Genomic DNA, 19,611 nt, shown 5'->3' with positions numbered 1-19,611 from the left:
ACCCACGTGTACTGCGTGCGCGATACTGGGATTGAACCAGTGACCTCTTCCGTGTCAGGGAAGCGCTCTCCCGCTGAGCTAATCGCGCGGGGATCCTTGCGGACCAGTGGACGATACTGGGATTGAACCAGTGACCTCTTCCGTGTCAGGGAAGCGCTCTCCCGCTGAGCTAATCGTCCTTGGAGGTGGAGACGGGATTTGAACCCGTGTAGACGGCTTTGCAGGCCGTTGCCTCGCCTCTCGGCCACTCCACCACGAGTGAGGGCTCGGGAAGATCCCCCACCTTCATGCGAGCGGACGACCAGGTTCGAACTGGCGACCTCAACCTTGGCAAGGTTGCGCTCTACCAACTGAGCTACGTCCGCTTGTCTTTCCCGGTCCGCTTCCGCGTCCCGGCGACGTGTTGAACTCTAGCGGATTCCCGGGCCAGTACAAAAACGCGTTTGTGCAGCGTGCTGGCGCGCGTCCGTCCCCGAAGCCCTCCGGGTGCGCCGTTCTAGACTCGACGACGTGCACGACCTCGCTCCCATGGCCCGCTTCGGCGGTCTCGTCGCGTCCGGCCTGCGGGACGTGACCAGTGATCCCGCGGCCCTCGAATCGTCCGGCTTCTGGGCCGTTTCCGCCGACTTCGAGGGCCGCCTCGTCTGCGCGCGCTTCGACACCGTGCGTACGGAGAAGGTGCCCGCGCCGGTGCGCGGGGCCTGGTACGGACCCGCCGCCGACGCCTGGACCTCGTCCCTGGACCGGGCCGCGTACACGGAGGGCGTACGTCGGATCCGTGCGTACATAGCGGCGGGCGAGGTCTACCAGGCCAACCTCTGCCGGGTGCTGACCGCGGCACTGCCCGACCCGGCGGCGGACGTGGACGCGCTCACCGCGCTCCTGGCGCGCGGCAACCCCGCCCCCCACGCCGGAACGATCCGGTTGCCCGCGCACGGCGTGGAGATCGCCACCGCGTCCCCCGAACTCTTCCTCAGCCGGGACGGGCGCACCGTGGAGTCGGGACCCATCAAGGGCACCGGGCGGACCGAGGACGACCTCCTGGACAAGGACCACGCCGAGAACGTGATGATCGTCGACCTGGTCCGCAACGACCTCGGCCGGATCTGCGCCACCGGATCGGTCACGGTCCCCGACCTGTGCGTGGTGGAGAAGCATCCGGGCCTCGTCCACCTCGTCTCCACCGTGCGCGGAGAGCTGGCCGAGGGAACCGGGTGGCCCGGACTCCTCGCAGCCGCCTTCCCGCCCGGTTCCGTCACCGGGGCGCCCAAATCCAGCGCCCTGCGCATCATCGAGGAGCTGGAGACCGCGCCGCGCGGCCCCTACTGCGGCGGCATCGGCTGGGTCGACGCCGACCGCCGCACGGCCTCCCTGGCCGTCGGCATACGGACCTTCTGGATCGACCGGACGCGGGGCGCGCCGGTCCTCCGGTTCGGCACCGGGGCCGGCATCACCTGGGGCTCGGACCCCGAGCGCGAGTGGGACGAGACCGAACTCAAGGCGTCGCGGCTGCTCGCCGTGGCGTCGGGCGAACACGAAGCGACTGACGAACACGAACCGACTGGAGGAATCGCGTGATGAGGATGTGGGTCGACGGCGCACTGAGGGACGCCGACGAGGCCCGGGTGTCCGTGTTCGACCACGGGCTGACCGTGGGCGACGGCGTCTTCGAGACGGTCAGGGCCGTCGACGGCAGGCCCTTCGCCCTCACCCGCCACCTCGACCGGCTGGCCCGCTCGGCCCGCGGCCTCGGCCTGGCCGAGCCCGACCTCGACGAGGTGCGCCGCGCCTGCGCCGCCGTCCTCGGCGCCAACCCGATGCCGCTGGGCCGACTGCGCATCACGTACACCGGTGGGGTCTCGCCGCTCGGCTCCGACCGCGGCGATGCCGGTCCGGGCCTCTTCGTCGCCCTGGGCGAGGCGACCCGCCGCCCCGACAGCACCGCCGTGATCACCGTTCCCTGGACGCGCAACGAGCGCGGCGCGCTGGTCGGGCTCAAGACCACGTCGTACGCCGAGAACGTCGTGGCGCTCGCCCGTGCCCACGAGCACGGCGCCTCGGAGGCCCTCTTCGCCAACACCGCCGGACGGCTCTGCGAGGGGACGGGGTCCAACGTCTTCGTCGTGCTCGACGGGCAGCTGCACACCCCGCCGGTCGCCTCCGGCTGTCTCGCCGGAATCACCCGCGCGCTGGCCGTGGAGTGGACGGGGGCCCAGGAGACCGACCTGCCGTTCGACGTCCTGGAGCGGGCGGAGGAGATCTTCCTGACCTCCACCCTGCGCGACGTGCAGGCCGTCCACCGGGTGGACGGCCGGGAGCTGCCCGGGGCTCCCGGACAGGCGACCGCGAAGGCCATGCGGATCTTCGACGAGCGGGCCGGGAACGACCTCGACCCGTAGACGTGTTCACCCGCGGTTCCGCGGACCGTGGTGCCGGGTCCGCGGAACCGAATCCGTGAAACGGGGTGACGAGCCGGGCGCCGACGGATAGAACAACACCGATGACCACCACCATCCGGCCGACCGGGCCGATTCGGGAAGGCACCGACGGTGCGAGGAACCGCGCGTACGACGTGTGCGACAACGGACGGCCCGTGGGGACCGTCGAGATCGGTACGGATCCGGCGTTCGGCACGACAGCCGGTGTGCTGCGCTCCCTGAGCATCGCCGAGCCGACGCGGCGGCGCGGGCGCGGCACCATCGCCGTGCTCGCCGCCGAGGAGGTGCTGCGCGTCTGGGGCTGCACCCGGGTGTCCGTCGAGGTGCCCGCGGGCAACGAGGCGGCGGCACGACTGGCGGCCGCCCTCGGCTACACCGAGCGCGGCCGCAACATGACCAAGGACCTCGGCCCGACGGCGCCGCCGCTCCCCGAGGACGTCGCCGCCCGGCCGATGACGCCCGAGGAGTTCGCTCACTGGCACGAGACCGCCGTCGAGGCGTACGCGCGGTCCTGGACCGAGCGGGGCGTCCCGGCCGAGCAGGCGATGCGCAAGTCCCGGTCCGACCACGCCCGGGATCTGCCGGACGGCCTGCGCACCGCGGGCGCGCACTTCCACGTCCTCGTCCACGGCGGCGTGGTCGTCGGGTACGTCTGGGTGACGGTGCGGGGGACCGGCCGGGACGGACCGGCCGGGTACGTCTTCGACGTCGGGGTGGGGGAGGAGCACCGGGGCCACGGTTTCGGGCGCGCCCTGATGCTGCGGGCGGAGCACATCACCCTGGACGCGGGCGGCCGCAGCCTCGGACTGCACGTCTTCGCCGCCAACACGCCGGCCCTGCGGCTGTACGAGTCGCTCGGCTACCGCACCACGCGCCGCCACCTGACCAAGCCCCTCTAGGACGTGTTGCGAAAGTCCAGTCCGGCCCGCGACGCCTGGCGCGGCGCCTCGCCACGTGCCGGGATCGTCCTCGTACCGGACGTACGAGGACGGGTCCGACAGCACTGCGAGCGTGTGCGCCGGGCGTCGCACGGCAGGGAGCACTTCGACGACACGGCCTGGGCCCCGGGCGCTCCTCTCGGCACCGGTCCGTTCCCGGGCGGAGGCCGCGTGGTGCGGCGGGTCAGCCCCGCCCGGTGCCTTCGGCGAGCAGCCGGTCGGCGATCTCCTCGATCCGCTCGCGCAGCCCGTCCTGGCTCTTGCCGCCGTCCAGCCGCTCGCCGCCGATCACGTACGTCGGGGTCCCGGTGACCCCGATCGCCTTGCCCTCGGCCTGATCGGCGTCGACGATCAACATGTGACGCCCGTCGATCAGCGCGGTGTCCATCTCCTCGGCGTCCAGGCCGAGTTCGCGCGCCACCTCGATCAGCAGCGGCTCACCGGAGCGGTCCAGGTCGCCGCAGCGGGCGAGGACCGCCTCGACGTACGGCCGGCCCCGGCCCTGGGCCGCGGCCTCCTCGGCGGCCTGCGCGGCGGCGTAGGCGTGCTTGTGCTTCTCCAGGGGGAAGTGCCGCAGCCGCACCTCCAGCCGGTCTCCGTACCGGGCCCGCAGGGCCTGCACGTCGGAGAGGGCGCGGTGGCAGTCGGGGCACTGGAGTTCGCACCAGACGTCGAGGACGAGAGGGGCCGCGGGGGTCGGATCGCTCATGCGGCCAGTCTCGCAGGGCCCGCCGCGACGGCCCAATCGGCTCCGGGGCCGCCGGAGCCGTACCGGGAACCGCCGGTACGGCGGAGTGCTCCTCGGGGCGTCCGGGGAACCTCCCCGGGGCGCGCCCGGATCGGCACCTGGGGAGGATCCCGGCCCTGAGATCACCCTGAAGTGATCCGGGACCGTGGCCGCCCGGCCGTCGGCCGGTGCAGGATGGAAGGGACGTTTCTCTCGTGGGGCGTCAGACGTTCCGCTCGTACCTGGAGGCTCCGATGCTTGCCGAGACCATCTGCTCCGCGGCGTCCGCGGCGGGCCTGGGCATCGCCGCCGTCACCGCGTACCGGAAGCGTTTCCTCGCCGCGACCCGGATCGCCGCCTACTCACTGGTGCCGATCGGCCTGGTCCTGACCGGTGTCGTGGAGTGGGTCGCCGGGATCGCCTTCAAGCCGAGCGTGTGGCTCGGCTTCGGGCTGCTCGCCGTGGCCTGGGTGCTGTTCATGACGACCCGCGCCGTCGAACGCCGGGGGTCCGGCACTCGAAAGGAACGCAGGGCGGCCGAACGGGCGGCGCGCGGCGGTGCCGTCGCCCCCGCCGCGTCGGCGCCCTCGCTCGGCTCCCCGGGCGCCCGCACGCAGCCGGTTGCGGGTACGAGGACCGGGCAGTCGTCCGCGTCCCCCGACGACGACTTCAGCGACATCGAGGCCATTCTGAAGAAGCACGGCATCTGATCGGCGCGCCGCCCCGCCCTCCACCCGGTGGGGCGGCGCGGGGCCGGCCGACGGGCCCGCCGGAGCTGCGACGCGAGCCCGCGCGACCGGCTCCGTACGATGGGGCGACGCCGCGCACCGGCGCGGCGGAGGGCATCTGTGGGGCAGGACGAGTGGCGCGCGTGGCAGGGATCAAGGACGTGGCCCGGCAGGCCGGGGTCTCCGTGGGCACCGTGTCCAATGTGATCAACCGGCCCGAGGCGGTGTCGCCGGAGACCCGGACCAGGGTACTGGCCGCCATCGAGGAGCTCGGCTACGTGCGCAGCGAGTCGGCCCGCCAGCTGAGGGCCGGCCGCAGCCGGATCGTGGCGCTGCTCGTCCTCGACATGGGCAACCCGTTCTTCGTCGACGTGGCTCGGGGTGCCGAACGCGCCGCCCGGGACGCCGGGCTCGGAGTGATGGTCTGCAACAGCGACCAGAGCCCGTCGGAGGAGGCCGAGTACCTGGGCCTCTTCGCCGAGCAGCGGGTGTGCGGGGTGCTGGTCACCCCGGCCGACGCGACCGGTGGCAACCTGGAGGCGTTCCGCCGCCACGGGATCCCGTACGTCCTGGTGGACCGGGTGGCGTCCGGTGCGGACGTGTGCGCGGTCTCCGTCGACGACGTGCGCGGCGGGGCCCTGGCCGTCGGACACCTGCTCTCCTCCGGGCACCGCTCGGTGGCCTACGTCAGCGGTCCCGACGACCTGCAGCAGATCAGGGACCGGCGTGAGGGCGCGCTGTCGGCGCTCGCCGACGCGGGACTGCCGCCCGAGGCCCTCGTCGAGATTCCCTGCGAACGGCTGGACGTGGCGGCGGGCCGGGACGCCGGGGCCCGGCTCCTCGGCCTGGCGCCCCGGCCCACCGCGGTGTTCTGCGCCAACGACCTGCTCGCCCTCGGTGTGCTGCAGGCGCTGTACGCGGCGGGGGTGCGGGTGCCGCACGACGTCGCCCTCGTCGGCTACGACGACATCGAGTTCGCCGCCGCCGCTGCCGTACCGCTCACCTCGGTCCGCAGGCCCGCGGCCGTGATGGGCCGGATGGCCGCGGAACTGCTGCTGGAGGAGGCCGACGATGCCGGCGGCACGCACGAGCACCGCAGCGTGGTGCTCCGGCCGGAACTCGTGGTGCGCGCCTCCAGCACGCCGCCGGTGAGCTGACCGGGCCGGACCCGGACCCTCCGCCACGGTCGGACGCCCATTCCACGTACGCCAATTCGGTTCGAAAAGGGCGAAGTTGGGAGATGTAGGCGTCAACAGTGGGCTACCGCCAGGTCATCGGGCCGAATGGCTGGCGGATGATCGGACGGAGAAGCGAACGCACGTGTCCCTGAAGCGGGTGAACTCCCCTTCTGGGGAGGCTGGTTGGCAGTGAGCAGGCTCCGAGGTGCGTCATGATCGTTCCGAGATGGTCGACACTTCCCGGGGCGATGTCCCCGCAAGCCCTGCCGAAGAGCCGCGTGGTTGCCTCTTCGCGCTGTCCCAGCCCCCTTTGATGATCTTCCTCGGGGTGATCGGCAGCCTGCTGCTGATGGCCGCGTTGCATGATCTGTTCATGCTGTGAGCGGTCAGCCGGCCGCTTCCTTGCGGCGCGCCCGGTACGCGGCCACGTGCAGACGGTTACCGCAGGTGCGGCTCGAGCAGTAGCGGCGTGATCGGTTGCGGGAGAGGTCCACGAAGGCGTGCCGGCAGTCCGGAGCCTCGCAGCGGCGCAGCCGCTCCTGCTCGCCGGCCACCACGATGAAGGCCAGCGCCATGCCGCAGTCGGCCCCGAGGTGGTCGGCGATCGAGGCGTCCGGCGCGAAGTAGTGCACGTGCCAGTCGTAGCCGTCGTGGTTGCTGAGCTGCGGTGTGGTGCCGGCGGCGGCCACGAGGCCGTTCACGAGCGTGGCGGCGGTCTGCGCGTCGTCCGTCGCGAAGATCGTGGCGAAGCGCGTCCGCACGTCCCGTACGGCCCGCAGGTCCTTCTCGTGCAGCTCGCCCACGCCGCTGATGCGATGGCGGCGCGCGAAGTCGTAGAGCGCCGCGACGTCGGGGAGGCCGTCGGCCTGCCCGCCCTCCGGCCGCCCGCTCGCCGGTGCGGTGTTCAGCAGATCGACCACCGTGTCGAGGGCGATCCGGGTGTCGTGGGGGATCAGCACGCTTTCGCTCCCTGGCCTCCGGCGGGCGGCGCCCGCAGTCGATGCCGGCTGACTCTACTGGCTCGGTGCCGCCGCACAGAGGGCCCAGAGGGCCCGTGAACGGCCCGACGAGCGCATACCGGCCACGCCCGGGCGGGGGTCCCGGACGGCGAGTGCTCGTCCGGGCCCGGGGCGGGCCGCTGCGGCCGGGAAGGGCGGGGCGGTGCCGGGCGGCGGTGGAGGGCAGTGTGCTCCGGAGGGGGGCGTACGCCGACGCCGTCACCACGGTGGATTCCGTGATGACGGCGTCGGCGTCACCCTGTGTGGTTTTCCGCGCGGCGCCGTCTCCCCGAGTCGGACGGCGCCGTGCAGCTCTCGGCCTGGCTCAGCTCTCGGCCAGGATGTGTGAGAGCTCCGTGTCGAGGTCGAAGTGACGATGCTCGGTGCCGGGCGGAACCGCGGCGTCGGTCCTCTTCAGGAACGACTCCAGGGCCCGTGCCGGGGCCTCGAGCAGGGCTTCGCCCTCCGGGGAGCTCAGTGCGATGCAGACGACCCCCTGGCCGTGACTACGGGATGGCCAGACGCGGACGTCTCCGGTGCCGGTGGGCCGGTGCAGCCCTTCGGCGAGGAGGTCACGGGCAAAAACCCACTCGACCGTTTCCTCCGCTCCGGTGTGGAAGGTGGCGTGCACGGCATAAGGATCGGCCGTGTCATACCGCAGGCCCGCAGGTACAGGCAGTGATGACTCGCTCGACACAACGAGGCGCAGGTGCAGCTCGCAGCTGACCGTGGTGTTCATAAGCGCCAGGGCCTTTCGCTCAGTGTGCGCTCGGGGATTCGCACGTCGGCGAAATCGACATGCCACCTACGGTGGCGTTGTAAACCCCTCTGACCTTTTTGTGTTCCTTCGGGTCGCTCGTACGGCGCTGTGTAACTTCGGGTTATACGGCCATTCCGGTGATGAAGTCCGTTCCGGTAGGTTGGCTGTCGTGAATGCGGAGAGCGATGAGCGGGACGGTGACGCCGCGGCGGCGAAGCCCGGACCCGTCACGGGGGACATGGCCGAGGGGATGCCCGGAGACGCCTCGGGGAGCGTGACGAAGGAGGACGGCGCGCTCGGCTCCCGGGCGCCCGGCTTCATCAAGGCATCCAGGGCCCTGCACCTGAGCTGGCAGGTCGGCGTCTTCGTGGTCGGCCTCGCGGTGGTCGTGGCCGGGATCGTGATGCTGCCGCTGCCGGGCCCCGGCTGGCTGGTGATCTTCGGCGGCATGGCGATCTGGGCGACCGAGTTCGTCTGGGCGCAGCTGGTCCTGCGCTGGACCCGGCGGAAGGTCACCGAAGCCGCTCAGCGGGCCCTCGACCCCAAGGTCCGGCGGCGCAATGTCATCCTCACGGTGATCGGCCTGGTGATCGCAGCGGTGCTGGTGGGGGTCTACGTCTGGAAGTTCGGCATCACCATGCCCTGGAAGATCCACGAGTGACCCCGGGGTGGTCATGAGGGGCCGCTGACATGGGGTAATGTTTGGTCTGCGCCCGGGCGATTAGCTCAGTGGGAGAGCGCTTCGTTCACACCGAAGAGGTCACTGGTTCGAACCCAGTATCGCCCACCGGGACGGAGGGGCCCATGAGACCGAAGTGTCTCATGGGCCCCTCCGCGTCGTGCGGAATGGCCGGATGCCGGGCGCGGTCGAGAATTCCCGCGTCGTCTTCGCGTGAGCGAAGGCGGAGTCCTTTGTTCGGGAACTGTCGTTCGAATCTCGGGCCGGTGCGGCTCCCGGCGCGCCTCATTCGCATTTCCCTCGCGCACTGTTAGGGGAACGGCCCTCCGGGCAAGCGGAATTCCCGGCGAGTTCGGTGCGCGGGACCGCTTGAACGCAGTTCCCCGACGACTTGCCGAACTCCGCCGCAATTCCCCGCCGGTGCGACGGAATTCGCTGAATTCCGTTCGGGTCGGGGACAGTTCGGCCGGCGCCTCCGCTCTTCCGGTGGTGCCGGGGCAGGGCGTTTGTGGCGTACGGGCGGGGGAGCGGGCCGGCCCGTGGCCCGTGGGGGCGACCGGACCGGCCCGTACGGCGGACCGTCAGCGCATGCGGCCCAGAGCCTCCTTGAGGCGCCGTGCGTCGCGCAGCCGCTGCTCGTACGTGGCACCGACCACCAGGAGCAGCACTCCGGCCAGCGCGGGCGGCACCCAGCGCGGCAGGACGCCGACGACCTGGACGACGTACGGCGCGAGTTCGTGCACGGCGTCCAGGGCCAGCACCGCGCCACCGATCAGCAGCAGGGCCTGAAGCCGCAGCCGCGCACCCAGCAGCGTGATCACCAGCGCCGCCGTGCCCAGCAGCAGCGGTCGCGGCCAGTCCGGATCGGACCACGCCGCGAAGAGGCTCGGCACCAGCGTGGCCGCGAGCCCCGCCCCGTACGCCGTCCACGACGACGCCTCGGGATCACGGCGGCGGCGCAGCACGCCCACCACCAGCGCGGGCACCGTCACCGGCAGGGTGTACGCCTCGGGGGCGAGGACGCCGGAGGCCGACAGCCTCAGCCAGGCCGCCAGGACGAACAGCGCCGTCGCCGCGTATCCGGCCACCGGCCGCCGCTCGGGCCGCAGGGCCGTACCCGCCGCCAGCACCCCGCACAGCGACAGCACCAGGGCCAGGAACGCCCGGTCCTGGACCGCCATGCCGACCGCCACCACCGCGGCCACGGCCCCGGCGGCCTCCACCGCGAGCGCCGGGGGCCGCCCCCGCAGCCACGCCCCTGCCAGCACGGTCAGCGCGGGGACGACGAGGACCACCGGGGCCGCCCGGTGCGCGTCGAGCCCCAGCGACGCCCCGGCCGCGAGGGCCAGCACCGTCGCGCACGCGACCGCCCCGCACGCCGCCACCGCCTGCGCGATGTGCAGCACGTCCTCCCGCCGCACCGCCCGGACGGTCGGTGCCGCGGGCCGTTCCCCGGCCGCCGACGCCGCCACGTCGCCGATCACCACCGCGACCGCCCCCGACACCACCAGCAGCACCCCGAACACCGCGTACGTCGCCGCTTCCGCCGCGAGCGACAGCAACCCCGTACTCCCGGCGCCGACCAGACCGCACACCAGCGCGGCCGTTCCCACCGCGCCGTTCCCGCGACGCAGCGCCCGCACCGCCCCCGCGAACAGTGCGACGACCAGCAGCAGCCACACCGTCACGGCCGCCGCGTACGACAGCCCGAGCACCGCCGGGGTCACGGCGAGCCCCGTCCAGCCGAGCACGACCGCCACGGCCCCCGCCATGCCCCGCCACGCCGGGCCCGGCGCCGACGCCGCGCCGACGATCCGCGCCGCACGCGTCCACCACCGGTGCGCCGCCCCGGCCAGGACGGCCACCAGCACGAGCACCACGGGGGCCGAGCCCGTCCGGGACCACGCCAGGTCCGCCGCGCCCAGCGCGCCCCGGGCACCGCCGTCCGGCGCACCCGCCCACACCCGCGCCAGCTGTGACACCGCGCCTGTCAGCGACAGGACGACCGGAGGCAGCGAGGTCAGCACAGCCGCCGCGACCACCGACGCGGAGGACCACACCACCCCCTGCCCGACCCGGCGCGGCAGCGGGGCCCGCACCACTGCCGACAGCGCCAGCCCGCACAGCAGATAGGCGAGCACCGACCAGCCCCAGGGCTGCCCGGCGCGCAGCACGCCACCCACCGCGGCCACGGCGCACCACCCGGCCACCACACCACCGGCGACCGCGAACCCGGTCGGCGCGCGCCACGCCGCAGACACCGCGACCGCCGCCCCCGCGAGCAGCAGCGCCGTTGGGGCCAGTGCGGCCCCCGCCGTACCGGACGTCAGCGACAGCGTCAGGCCGATCAGCAGCCCCACCGGGCCCGTCGTCCAGCACCCCGTGCAGGCCGTCACCCGCACTTCGAGACCCTTGCCCCGCAACGCGATCGCGCCGTCCATCGCCGCCGTCACCAGCAGCGCCCAGCCGAACGCCGAGGCCCCGGCCCCCGCCGACCACGCCCAGAGCAGCAGCGGGAACTGTGCGCTCACCACCGCCAGGGGCAGCGGCAGCCGCAGTCGGTCCAGCAGCAGTCCGTACCCGGCCCAGAGCGCCGCCAGCACTGCCGAGGCCACTGCGGCGAACCCGGGGCCGTCGGCGTCCGGCACCGCCACCCGGTGCAGCGCGTACGCGTCCAGCACCATCAGCACCGACGCCAGCGCGGCGACCGATTCCGCCGTCGCGGGCAGCCCGCGCCGCAGCAGCACGGCGGGCACGCCCAGCGCCGCGAACGTCACCACCGCGAGCACCGCCGAACGGCCGACGATGCCCATCTCACCCCAACTGACCAGGGTGAACGCGATCGCCGCGACCGCCAGCAGCAGGCCGCCCAGAGTGAGCAGCACGTTGCGGACGCCGCGCTGCCCGGCCGGCGCGGCGTCCACACTGGGCGGGGCCGCGAACGGGACCGGCGGACGGTCCGGAGACGGTCCGGGCGCAGCGGCGTACGGCGGCGTGGGCGGCACGGCGGGTCGCGACAACACGCTCACCAGCCAGGCACGGCGGACGAGCAATTGGGACCGGCGGGCGTCCAGTCGGGCCAGTTCGTGATCGAGGAGCGCCAATTCCTCCGCGGGCGGCGGCACGTGTTCCATGGACGGGAGTGTGGCCGTGGCCCCGGCATCGGACATGCGTGCGCATACTCAGTTCCCCGCATGAGTACACGCCGGACACGGAGACTGGGGGCATGGACTGGAACCACTACCGCTTCACGAGCGTCTGGGACCTGCCCGCCCCGCCCGCCGCCGTCTACGCGGTTCTCGAACGGGCCGACGACTACCCGCGCTGGTGGCGGCAGGTCCGCGAGGTCACCCCGCTCGATGCCGCCACCCGCACCACCCGGATCCGATCGGTCCTCCCGTACGGCCTCGTCGTGACCATGCGCGAACGGCTCCGTGACCCCCGCGCCGGGGTACTGGAGGCGGAGCTCGGCGGTGACCTGGAGGGCTGGGCCCGGTGGACGGTCACCGCGCGCGGCACGGGCAGCCGGGTCGTCTACGAACAGGAGGTGGAGGTGCGCAGGCGGCTGATGCGGCTGCTCGCGGTGCCCGGGCGCGCCGTGTTCCGGGCCAACCACGCCTTGATGATGCGTGCCGGACGCCGGGGTCTCGCGGCCCGGCTGGAAGCGGTTTGAACCGGGGCCGCCGAGCCCTGTATGGTTCAACCCGTTCCCGGGCGATTAGCTCAGTGGGAGAGCGCTTCGTTCACACCGAAGAGGTCACTGGTTCGAACCCAGTATCGCCCACCGGGAGAGGCCGGTCCGTCAGCGGAAACGACGGACCGGCCTCTGTTGTCGTGTCACCGCAGCCCGCGACGCGTCTCGGCGGGGTCACGCCGCGCTGGGAAGCGCAGGGCGCAGCGGCCACGCCGGATCCACCGCCTCTTCCGTGCCGTTCTTCGCGAACCACGCCTGCAGGCCGCGCGCCTGCGCCGCGTGCCACACCGCCTGCAAGGAGTGCAGTTCGGCCGGCGTGAGCCGCTCCAGGCGGGACGAGAAGCGCCGCCCCACCGCCCGTACCAGCTCCAGCGATGCCGTCGCGTCGGCCGCGGCGTCGTGCGCGCCGTCCAAGGTCACCCCGTACAGCGCGCAGAGATCGGTGAGTGTCCGCCGCCCCTTGCGGTATCGGTCCAGATGTTTGTCGAGCACGCGCGGATCCAGCACGCACAGCGGCACGTTCTGCAGGCGCCCGGCCAGAGATGATGCCCGGTGCCTCCTCAACTCGCGGTCCAGCAAAGTCAGATCGAACGGAGCGTTCATCACGACGAGCGGCCGCCCGGCCGTGCACTGCTCGGCCAGCGCACGCGCCAGCTCCTCCATCACCGGTGCCGGCCAACGGCCGTTGCGCTGGAGGTGATCGTCCGTCAGTCCATGGATCTCGGTGGCCGGAGGCGGCACCGGAACCCCCGGATTCACCAGCCACCGGGTGACCTGCACCCGGCCGCCCGCCGTTTCCTGGACGACGAGGGCGGCCGAGACGATCCGGTCCTCCTCGACGTCCACGCCCGTCGTCTCCGTGTCGAAAGCGGCCAGTGGCCCCTCGTACCAGTGAGTCATCCCCGAACTCCTCGCACCCGTAAGGCGGATGGCGGTCCCCGCCCGCAACGCTGATACCCGCGCCCGTGGTTCCGTACGCCGTCTGCGGGTCGCCCCGCGCGGTGACAACTCGGGCGAGGGACAAGGAAGTTGCCCGGCCCCTCCACCGAGGAACCCATCGGCACCGCCCGGGGATCTCTCCGCGCCAGCCGGGAGCGACGTCCGCCTTCACCCTCGACAACGCCCATCCAGCGAAGTTCGCCCGGACGCCTGTCTCGGTGCACCGGATCCTGGTCGTGATGACCGGGCCCCGCGTCCGCGACGACTGGCCGCGCGCCGGTCCCGACGAGCTCGCCCTGCGGCACTGCTGCTACCTACCTGGCGGGGCACGCGGTGACGGGCCGGAACCGGACCACCGTGCGCATCCCACCTCGCGGATCTCCGACGACCGGGCGCTCTGCGAGAGCGCGGCCCGAGTGGGGGCCGGAGGAAGGCCCTGACGCGCCGGCCTGACGCATGATCCCGGCGACGACGACGCCCTCGCGGTTGCCCGTTCGCGCCCCGCCGCCCCGTTCGCGCCCCGCCGACCCGGCCGGGGCCGTCGACCGGCCGGGGCTGGGGAAATGCGCACCGCCGCCCGGCGGGTCCTGCTCGCCGCGGCGCTGTCCGCGCCGGCTACCACGGGGCGTACCACCGCCGGGCACGGGCGGCCCTCGCGGGCGTCCTCGTCGGACCGACGGCCGCCGGTCCACCGCGTTCGTCCCCGCGGAGACGGGGCGGGGCGTGCCGTCGGCGTACGGTTCCACCAGGCCGGCCGTGGACCACCAGCGGGCGACCGGCCGCTTCGACGTGTTCGACGACGCGGTCGCGGCCGGTGCGTGCGGGAGCTCACCCAGGCCGTCGTCGCCCTGGTCCGGGACCGGAGGGGGCCCGCGTCGCCCTGGAGCGGGGAGCCCGCGGCAGGTGTCCCCGAGGGCTGCACGCCCCGCCCCGGGCCGGTCGAGTTCACCTCCGGCGACCTGCCCGCCCTGCACGGGGCGGGCGTCCGCTACCTCCGGGACGAGTCCGCCGTGCGCGTCCGGATCACCGGCACCGTCGTCCGGCTGCGCCGTTCGAGGCCGCGTGGTGCGGGTGTCGTTCCGTTGAGGGTGCTGACCGGTGCCGAGGTGAACCACGTGCGGCTGGAGCCGGACGAGCAGGCGTACGAGATCGCGGGCCACGCGCATCTGGCGGGCCCGCCGGTCCGGGTGGAGGGCCGGCTGGAGAGCCGGGGCGGGTTCCGGCGCCCGACGCGGCTCTCGCGGGTGGCGCCCGTGCGGGTCGACGAGGCGGAGTGCGACCGGCTCATGAAGACGCTCCAGGGCGGCGCCGACTCCGTCGAGGAGGAGCGCGCGGGCGAGGAGGGGCATCCGGGCACGGAAGGGAGCGCGGGCGCATGGCGCCGTCCGCCCCCTCCCGCCGTGCGCGCACCACCGGCCGTGCGCCCGCGACGGCGTCCGCACGGACCCGGCCGGGAGGGTGCCCGCCGGGGGAGTGGCGGGCTTCGCCGCCAAACCGTTTCGCAGAGGGCGCCCGCGGCTCGGTACGATTCGTATCGCACGCCCATCGACGAGAGCGTGCGTTCCCCCTGAGTCAGGAGAGACCGGTGTCAGACGTCCGTGTGATCATCCAACGCGATTCCGAGCGGGAAGAGCGCGTGGTGACGACGGGCACTACGGCCGCCGAGCTCTTCTCCGGCGAGCGCACCGTCGTCGCGGCCCGGGTCGCCGATGAGCTGAAGGACCTCGCGTACGTCGTCGCCGACGGCGAGGTCGTCGAGCCCGTCGAGATCTCGTCCGAGGACGGCCTGAACATCCTGCGGCACTCGACCGCGCATGTCATGGCGCAGGCCGTGCAGCAGCTCTTCCCCGAGGCCAAGCTGGGCATCGGCCCGCCGGTCAAGGACGGCTTCTACTACGACTTCGACGTCGAGAAGCCGTTCACGCCCGAGGATCTCAAGGCCATCGAGAAGAAGATGCAGGAGATCCAGAAGCGGGGGCAGCGGTTCTCCCGCCGGGTCGTGACCGACGAAGCGGCCCGCGAGGAGCTCGCGGACGAGCCGTACAAGCTGGAACTCATCGGCATCAAGGGCTCCGGCTCCGTCGAGACCGCGGGCGATGGCGCGGACGTCGAGGTGGGCGGCGGCGAGCTGACCATCTACGACAACCTCGACCCGAAGACCGGCGAGCTGTGCTGGAAGGACCTCTGCCGCGGCCCGCACCTGCCGACCACCCGGTTCATCCCGGCCTTCAAGCTGATGCGGAACGCCGCGGCGTACTGGCGCGGCAGCGAGAAGAACCCCATGCTCCAGCGCATCTACGGCACCGCCTGGCCCACCAAGGACGAGCTGAAGGCGCACCTGGAGTTCCTGGAGGAGGCCGCCAAGCGCGACCACCGCAAGCTCGGCAACGAGCTGGACCTCTTCTCCTTCCCGGACGAGATCGGCCCGGGTCTCGCGGTCTTCCACCCCAAGGGCGGTGTCGTCCGGCGCGCCATGGAGGACTACTCGCGGCGGCGTCACGAGGAGGAGGGCTACGAGTTCGTCTACTCGCCGCACGCCACCAAGGGCAAGCTCTTCGAGAAGTCGGGTCACCTGGACTGGTACGCCGACGGCATGTACCCGCCCATGCAGCTCGACGACGGGGTGGACTACTACCTCAAGCCGATGAACTGCCCGATGCACAACCTGATCTTCGACGCGCGGGGGCGTTCGTACCGCGAACTGCCGCTCCGCCTCTTCGAGTTCGGCACGGTGTACCGGTACGAGAAGTCCGGCGTGGTGCACGGCCTGACCCGCTCGCGCGGCTTCACGCAGGACGACGCGCACATCTACTGCACCAAGGAGCAGATGGCGGACGAGCTCGACCGCACGCTGACCTTCGTCCTGAACCTGCTGCGCGACTACGGTCTGACCGACTTCTACCTGGAGCTGTCCACCAAGGACCCGGAGAAGTTCGTCGGCTCCGACGAGGTGTGGGAGGAGGCCACCGAGACGCTGCGCCAGGTCGCCGAGAAGCAGGGCCTCCCGCTCGTCCCGGACCCGGGCGGCGCCGCGTTCTACGGCCCGAAGATCTCGGTGCAGGCCCGGGACGCGATCGGCCGCACCTGGCAGATGTCGACGGTGCAGCTCGACTTCAACCTGCCCGAGCGCTTCGACCTGGAGTACACCGGCCCGGACGGCTCCAAGCAGCGCCCGGTCATGATCCACCGCGCCCTGTTCGGTTCCATCGAGCGCTTCTTCGCGGTGCTCCTGGAGCACTACGCGGGTGCGTTCCCGGTGTGGCTGGCCCCGGTGCAGGCGGTCGGCATCCCGATCGGCGACGCCCACATCCCCTACCTCCAGGAGTTCGCGGCCGAGGCCCGGAAGCGGGGCCTGCGGGTCGAGGTGGACGCCTCGTCCGACCGGATGCAGAAGAAGATCCGCAACGCGCAGAAGGCGAAGACGCCGTTCATGATCATCGTCGGCGACGAGGACATGAACGCGGGCACGGTGTCGTTCCGGTACCGCGACGGCTCGCAGGAGAACGGCATCGCCCGTGACGAGGCGATCGCCAAGCTCGTCGACGTGGTGGAGCGCCGCGTGCAGGTGTGACCCGCCGGTCCGGGAGCCCGTCTTTCCGGACACGGCCCGCGCCGGTGAGCGCGGGAGCAGGGCCCCGGGAGCCGACGACCGCCCCCGGGGCCCTGCGCCGTTCCGCCCGCGGCGAGCGGCCACACCCGGGCTTGAGCGGCGGCGGGGGCCGCCGAGCCGGGCCGTACGGCGGGGTCCGCGACGCAGACCACGCCGGGGCGGCCGGGTGCTCCTGGCCCCGGATCCGGAGTGCGCCCGCGGGTGCGGCCCCGGCCACACGTCGCCCCGGAGCGAAGCAATATGCTGATCGGCATGACGAGTGAGCCGGAGCAGCAGATCGGAGTGGGGACGCCCGACGCCTTTCAGCGCCTGTGGACGCCCCATCGGATGGCGTACATCCAGGGCGAGAACAAGCCGACCGGTTCGGAGGCCGGTGACGGCTGTCCGTTCTGCGCGATCCCGTCGAAATCGGACGAGGACGGGCTCGTCGTCGCGCGCGGCAGCAGCGTCTACGCCGTCCTGAACCTGTATCCGTACAACGGCGGGCACCTCATGGTGGTGCCGTACCGGCACGTGGCCGACTACACGGAGCTGGACGGTCCCGAGACCATGGAGCTGGCGGACTTCACCAAGCGGGCGATGGTCGCCCTGCGGGCGGCGTCCGGGGCGCACGGGTTCAACATCGGGCTCAACCAGGGGGCTTCCGCGGGGGCCGGTATCGCCGCTCACCTCCACCAGCACCTGGTGCCGCGCTGGGGCGGCGACACCAACTTCATGCCGGTGATCGGGCACACGAAGGTGCTGCCGCAGCTGCTCGCCGACACGCGTGCGATGCTGGCCGCGGCCTGGCCGACGGACTGATTCCGGTGGACGGACCGGTCCCCGGCGTCGGGCCCGGCTCCGGGCGGCCGACCGGCCGGACCCGGCCCTGACCGACAGCCGGACCCGCCCCTGACCGACAGACCGGGTCCGGCCGCGTTCCGGGCCGCAGGCCCCCGGGGTCCCATCATGGGCCGGCGTGCTCGGCGGTTCGAGTCAGGCCGTGACCATACGGGAAGGCCGCCCCGCGTGCCGGACGACCATGTGTCGTCCGGCACGCGGGGCGGCCTTCGTGCGTCCGGATCCGTGGTGCGGACGGTCGGACTGGGCCGGGGCGGCGGTGCCCGCCGTCCGAGCCGGGCCGCGGGAGCCCGGCGCGATCCGCAGGCGGTGTCACGCGTCGTACAGGTCGGCCTTGCGCGGGGTCGGGTCCTGCACCAGCCCGCTCAGCACCATCGAGCGGTTGTCGAAGCGCTCCGTGTCGACGCCGTTCTCCTCCAGGACGCGCAGTGCGGCGCTGTGCACGGCGCGCAGCACGGGAGTGGCCGCGCGCATCGCGTCGTCCGCCATGAAGCGGTGCCGCCACGGCTTCTCGGCCCAGGCGTGGCGCAGACCGAACGGCTCGGGCAGGGCGATCTTGCCGCCCAGGTAGTCGAGCAGCGGCGGATACCAGGTCAGCGGGGCGCGCAGGGCGAGACGCACGACCTCCGAGGCGTCGACCAGCGGGAGGGTGATGTCGCGCGTCTCCCAGAACCGGACGGTCTTGTTGACCGTCTTCGTCTTCGCCGAGGGCTTGCTGGTGAAGAGCGAGTGGACCGGGCCGAGCGCATGACCGGTGACCTCGATGCGCAGGGTCTCGTAGAGCACCGTGACCGTGATCATCATGGTGATGACCAACTGGCCGTCCCACAGGGTGAACTGGACGCCCAGATAGTGCCGGTCGCCGCCGCCGAACTGCTGATGGTTGCAGATCCGCTGTATCTCGTGCGGCTTGACCTGGAACGTCGCCACGTCCTCGCCGTCCGGACGGGACACCGAGTCGGCGTTCTCGCCGACGGGCGACACGATCCAGTGGGTGACCGACGGCGTGGGGAATCCACCCGTGTTCAGCGGGCCGCGCTCCAGCACCTTGAGCTGGTCGTGGACGGCTCGTATCAGATCCCAGCTCCGGAAGCGGTTGAACTCCTTGTCGGGGTCCTTGGAGACGAGTTCCTCGGCGAGCTGCCAGCTTCCCCACCGGGTCCCCATGCCGAGGATCCCCTTGGGGCCCGCGTAGAAGACCGAGTTGGACTGCTGCTCCGCGGAGAGCTTCTCCAGGCTCTGGCGCAGCGCCTCGCGCGAGGTCTCGCTGGGGTTCTTCGGCGAGGCCTCGGGGACCTTGGCGACGATGCCGCCACCGGAGAGCAGCCCCTCCCAACGGTCGCGCAGGTCCTTGGCGGAGGACTCGGCGATCCGTTTGGCGACGTACCAGCCGATGACGGGCGCGACGATCACCGCCCGTGCGTAGATCGCCAGGAAACCGGTGAGCGGGAGCTGGAGCAGGAGGAGCACGGCCACGATGCCGACGACCGGCAGCAGGAGGTTGCCCAGCGAGGAGAGCGCCTTGTCCTTCGTCCGGCCGAGCCCGTCGCGCAGCCGGAACGCGATGATCCACAGGAGCATCCCGGGCAGGAAGAGAACGCCGAACAGGACGGTGACGGCGGTCAGTTTGATGTCGCGGGCCCGGCGCAGACGCGTCGCGGACAGGCAGTGCTCGACGACCGTCCGCGGGTCGCTCCCGAAGGACTGGATGAGCGCCTTGCGGGCACCGCCCAGCGTGCGTTCCTGCACGGCACGGGAGAACGCCTCACCGAGGTTGGGCTTGAAGTAGTCGGACTTGAAGAACTTCGAACGCCCCGCTTTCACCTCCGACTTGTGCCACTCGCTGTTGGCGTCGAGGATCTTCTCCACGGGGCTGTCGCGGTACGCGGCGGAGGCGAGGGCGTTCGTCGCCACCGCCGCTCCGCCCGAACCCTGGATCGGGATCTGCGCTCCGGGAGAGAAATCGAATCCTTCGTTGGCCACCGTCGCCCCCACTCACCGCCGAGGAACCACTCCTGCGGCTGTTTCCCAACTGCCGTGCCCCGCACACCTTCTGAGCTGGGACCACAGGGTAACGTCCGG

At 72.4% G+C, this 19,611-nt stretch carries 16 protein-coding genes, 6 tRNA genes and 2 pseudogenes; 14 read left to right on the top strand and 10 right to left on the bottom strand.

Annotation, left to right across the window (positions count from 1 at the left end; translation table 11 throughout):
• Positions 1-16 precede the first annotated feature (16 nt).
• The 4 genes from AB0E67_RS19570 to AB0E67_RS19555 form a co-directional block, all read right to left on the bottom strand.
• A tRNA-Val gene (locus AB0E67_RS19570) sits at positions 17-88 on the bottom strand.
• Between the two features lie 19 nt (positions 89-107).
• Positions 108-179 (bottom strand) — tRNA-Val (locus AB0E67_RS19565).
• Position 180: 1 nt separating this feature from the next.
• A tRNA-Cys gene (locus AB0E67_RS19560) sits at positions 181-254 on the bottom strand.
• Positions 255-292: 38 nt separating this feature from the next.
• Positions 293-365, bottom strand: a tRNA-Gly gene (locus AB0E67_RS19555).
• Between the two features lie 163 nt (positions 366-528).
• Between AB0E67_RS19555 and AB0E67_RS19550 the strand changes: the two genes are divergently transcribed.
• From AB0E67_RS19550 to AB0E67_RS19540, 3 genes are all read left to right on the top strand, one after another.
• Entirely contained in the window at positions 529-1,578 is a 1,050-nt protein-coding gene (locus AB0E67_RS19550) for a chorismate-binding protein (protein ID WP_362028372.1), read from the top strand.
• Entirely contained in the window at positions 1,578-2,399 is an 822-nt protein-coding gene (locus AB0E67_RS19545) for an aminodeoxychorismate lyase (protein WP_362028157.1), read from the top strand. The genes AB0E67_RS19550 and AB0E67_RS19545 overlap by 1 nt, the downstream gene beginning before the upstream one ends.
• Before the next feature lie 101 nt (positions 2,400-2,500).
• Complete coding sequence (locus AB0E67_RS19540; protein ID WP_362028155.1) at positions 2,501-3,337, top strand: GNAT family N-acetyltransferase; 837 nt, start codon at positions 2,501-2,503, stop codon at positions 3,335-3,337.
• Between the two features lie 223 nt (positions 3,338-3,560).
• Here the strand turns inward: AB0E67_RS19540 and AB0E67_RS19535 are convergent, their stop codons facing one another.
• Positions 3,561-4,085, bottom strand: coding sequence for a DsbA family protein (locus AB0E67_RS19535; protein ID WP_362028152.1), 525 nt, complete (start codon positions 4,083-4,085; stop codon positions 3,561-3,563).
• Positions 4,086-4,357: 272 nt separating this feature from the next.
• Between AB0E67_RS19535 and AB0E67_RS19530 the strand changes: the two genes are divergently transcribed.
• The 3 genes from AB0E67_RS19530 (at position 4,358) to AB0E67_RS19520 (ending at position 6,391) form a co-directional block, all read left to right on the top strand.
• The gene (locus tag AB0E67_RS19530; RefSeq protein ID WP_362028369.1) at positions 4,358-4,813 is read left to right on the top strand and encodes a hypothetical protein; all 456 of its coding nucleotides are present in this window, start codon (positions 4,358-4,360) and stop codon (positions 4,811-4,813) included.
• 152 nt (positions 4,814-4,965) lie between these two features.
• Positions 4,966-5,988 (top strand): LacI family DNA-binding transcriptional regulator, encoded by a 1,023-nt coding sequence (locus AB0E67_RS19525; RefSeq protein WP_362028150.1) that lies wholly within the window; start codon positions 4,966-4,968, stop codon positions 5,986-5,988.
• Positions 5,989-6,235: 247 nt separating this feature from the next.
• A complete protein-coding gene (locus AB0E67_RS19520; protein WP_199883293.1) occupies positions 6,236-6,391 on the top strand; it encodes a hypothetical protein in 156 nt (51 codons plus the stop codon).
• A gap of 4 nt (positions 6,392-6,395) precedes the next feature.
• On the opposite strand, the gene AB0E67_RS19515 is transcribed toward AB0E67_RS19520, so the two are convergent.
• On the bottom strand, positions 6,396-6,968 hold the full coding sequence (locus AB0E67_RS19515) for a CGNR zinc finger domain-containing protein (protein WP_362028147.1): 573 nt from the start codon (positions 6,966-6,968) through the stop codon (positions 6,396-6,398).
• Between the two features lie 364 nt (positions 6,969-7,332).
• Positions 7,333-7,746, bottom strand: a complete 414-nt coding sequence (locus AB0E67_RS19510; RefSeq protein ID WP_003959770.1) for an SsgA family sporulation/cell division regulator — start codon at positions 7,744-7,746, stop codon at positions 7,333-7,335.
• A gap of 190 nt (positions 7,747-7,936) precedes the next feature.
• On the opposite strand from AB0E67_RS19510, the gene AB0E67_RS19505 reads away from it, so the two are divergent.
• Positions 7,937-8,428, top strand: coding sequence for a TIGR02611 family protein (locus tag AB0E67_RS19505; RefSeq protein WP_362028144.1), 492 nt, complete (start codon positions 7,937-7,939; stop codon positions 8,426-8,428).
• Positions 8,429-8,482: 54 nt separating this feature from the next.
• Positions 8,483-8,554, top strand: a tRNA-Val gene (locus AB0E67_RS19500).
• A 473-nt stretch (positions 8,555-9,027) separates the two neighbouring features.
• Here AB0E67_RS19500 and AB0E67_RS19495 read toward each other — a convergent pair.
• The gene (locus AB0E67_RS19495; protein WP_362028141.1) at positions 9,028-11,580 is read right to left on the bottom strand and encodes a hypothetical protein; all 2,553 of its coding nucleotides are present in this window, start codon (positions 11,578-11,580) and stop codon (positions 9,028-9,030) included.
• 92 nt (positions 11,581-11,672) lie between these two features.
• Between AB0E67_RS19495 and AB0E67_RS19490 the strand changes: the two genes are divergently transcribed.
• A complete protein-coding gene (locus tag AB0E67_RS19490) occupies positions 11,673-12,119 on the top strand; it encodes an SRPBCC family protein (RefSeq protein WP_362028139.1) in 447 nt (148 codons plus the stop codon).
• A gap of 39 nt (positions 12,120-12,158) precedes the next feature.
• Positions 12,159-12,230 (top strand) — tRNA-Val (locus AB0E67_RS19485).
• An 84-nt stretch (positions 12,231-12,314) separates the two neighbouring features.
• On the opposite strand, the gene AB0E67_RS19480 is transcribed toward AB0E67_RS19485, so the two are convergent.
• On the bottom strand, positions 12,315-13,040 hold the full coding sequence (locus AB0E67_RS19480; protein ID WP_362028136.1) for an exonuclease domain-containing protein: 726 nt from the start codon (positions 13,038-13,040) through the stop codon (positions 12,315-12,317).
• Positions 13,041-13,228: 188 nt separating this feature from the next.
• Here AB0E67_RS19480 and AB0E67_RS19475 point away from each other — a divergent pair.
• From AB0E67_RS19475 to AB0E67_RS19460, 4 genes and pseudogenes are all read left to right on the top strand, one after another.
• A pseudogene (locus tag AB0E67_RS19475) lies at positions 13,229-13,519 on the top strand (DUF4365 domain-containing protein); the annotation flags it as partial.
• Between the two features lie 120 nt (positions 13,520-13,639).
• A pseudogene (locus AB0E67_RS19470) lies at positions 13,640-14,422 on the top strand (hypothetical protein); the annotation flags it as partial.
• A 242-nt stretch (positions 14,423-14,664) separates the two neighbouring features.
• Entirely contained in the window at positions 14,665-16,650 is a 1,986-nt protein-coding gene (thrS, locus tag AB0E67_RS19465) for a threonine--tRNA ligase (RefSeq protein WP_362028133.1), read from the top strand.
• Between the two features lie 279 nt (positions 16,651-16,929).
• On the top strand, positions 16,930-17,490 hold the full coding sequence (locus AB0E67_RS19460) for an HIT domain-containing protein (RefSeq protein WP_351517289.1): 561 nt from the start codon (positions 16,930-16,932) through the stop codon (positions 17,488-17,490).
• A 351-nt stretch (positions 17,491-17,841) separates the two neighbouring features.
• Here the strand turns inward: AB0E67_RS19460 and AB0E67_RS19455 are convergent, their stop codons facing one another.
• Entirely contained in the window at positions 17,842-19,512 is a 1,671-nt protein-coding gene (locus AB0E67_RS19455) for a hypothetical protein (RefSeq protein ID WP_362028131.1), read from the bottom strand.
• Between the last annotated feature and the right edge of the window lie 99 nt (positions 19,513-19,611).

The organism is Streptomyces sp. NPDC032161 (assembly GCF_040636995.1).
In the GTDB taxonomy this organism is placed as follows: domain Bacteria; phylum Actinomycetota; class Actinomycetes; order Streptomycetales; family Streptomycetaceae; genus Streptomyces.
The sequence above is the reverse complement of the archived record's forward strand: the minus strand, read 5'-3'. Positions and strand labels throughout refer to the sequence as shown.

Bases quoted from the DNA above. Each gene is read 5' to 3' on its own strand.
- AB0E67_RS19530 (WP_362028369.1), top strand. From the start codon at position 4,358: ATGCTTGCCGAGACCATCTGCTCCGCGGCGTCCGCGGCGGGCCTGGGC.
- AB0E67_RS19490 (WP_362028139.1), top strand. From the start codon at position 11,673: ATGGACTGGAACCACTACCGCTTCACGAGCGTCTGGGACCTGCCCGCC.
- AB0E67_RS19535 (WP_362028152.1), bottom strand. From the start codon at position 4,085: ATGAGCGATCCGACCCCCGCGGCCCCTCTCGTCCTCGACGTCTGGTGC.
- AB0E67_RS19550 (WP_362028372.1), top strand. From the start codon at position 529: ATGGCCCGCTTCGGCGGTCTCGTCGCGTCCGGCCTGCGGGACGTGACC.
- AB0E67_RS19520 (WP_199883293.1), top strand. From the start codon at position 6,236: ATGGTCGACACTTCCCGGGGCGATGTCCCCGCAAGCCCTGCCGAAGAG.
- AB0E67_RS19495 (WP_362028141.1), bottom strand. From the start codon at position 11,580: ATGGAACACGTGCCGCCGCCCGCGGAGGAATTGGCGCTCCTCGATCAC.
- AB0E67_RS19545 (WP_362028157.1), top strand. From the start codon at position 1,578: ATGAGGATGTGGGTCGACGGCGCACTGAGGGACGCCGACGAGGCCCGG.
- AB0E67_RS19540 (WP_362028155.1), top strand. From the start codon at position 2,501: ATGACCACCACCATCCGGCCGACCGGGCCGATTCGGGAAGGCACCGAC.
- AB0E67_RS19510 (WP_003959770.1), bottom strand. From the start codon at position 7,746: ATGAACACCACGGTCAGCTGCGAGCTGCACCTGCGCCTCGTTGTGTCG.
- AB0E67_RS19480 (WP_362028136.1), bottom strand. From the start codon at position 13,040: ATGACTCACTGGTACGAGGGGCCACTGGCCGCTTTCGACACGGAGACG.
- AB0E67_RS19460 (WP_351517289.1), top strand. From the start codon at position 16,930: ATGCTGATCGGCATGACGAGTGAGCCGGAGCAGCAGATCGGAGTGGGG.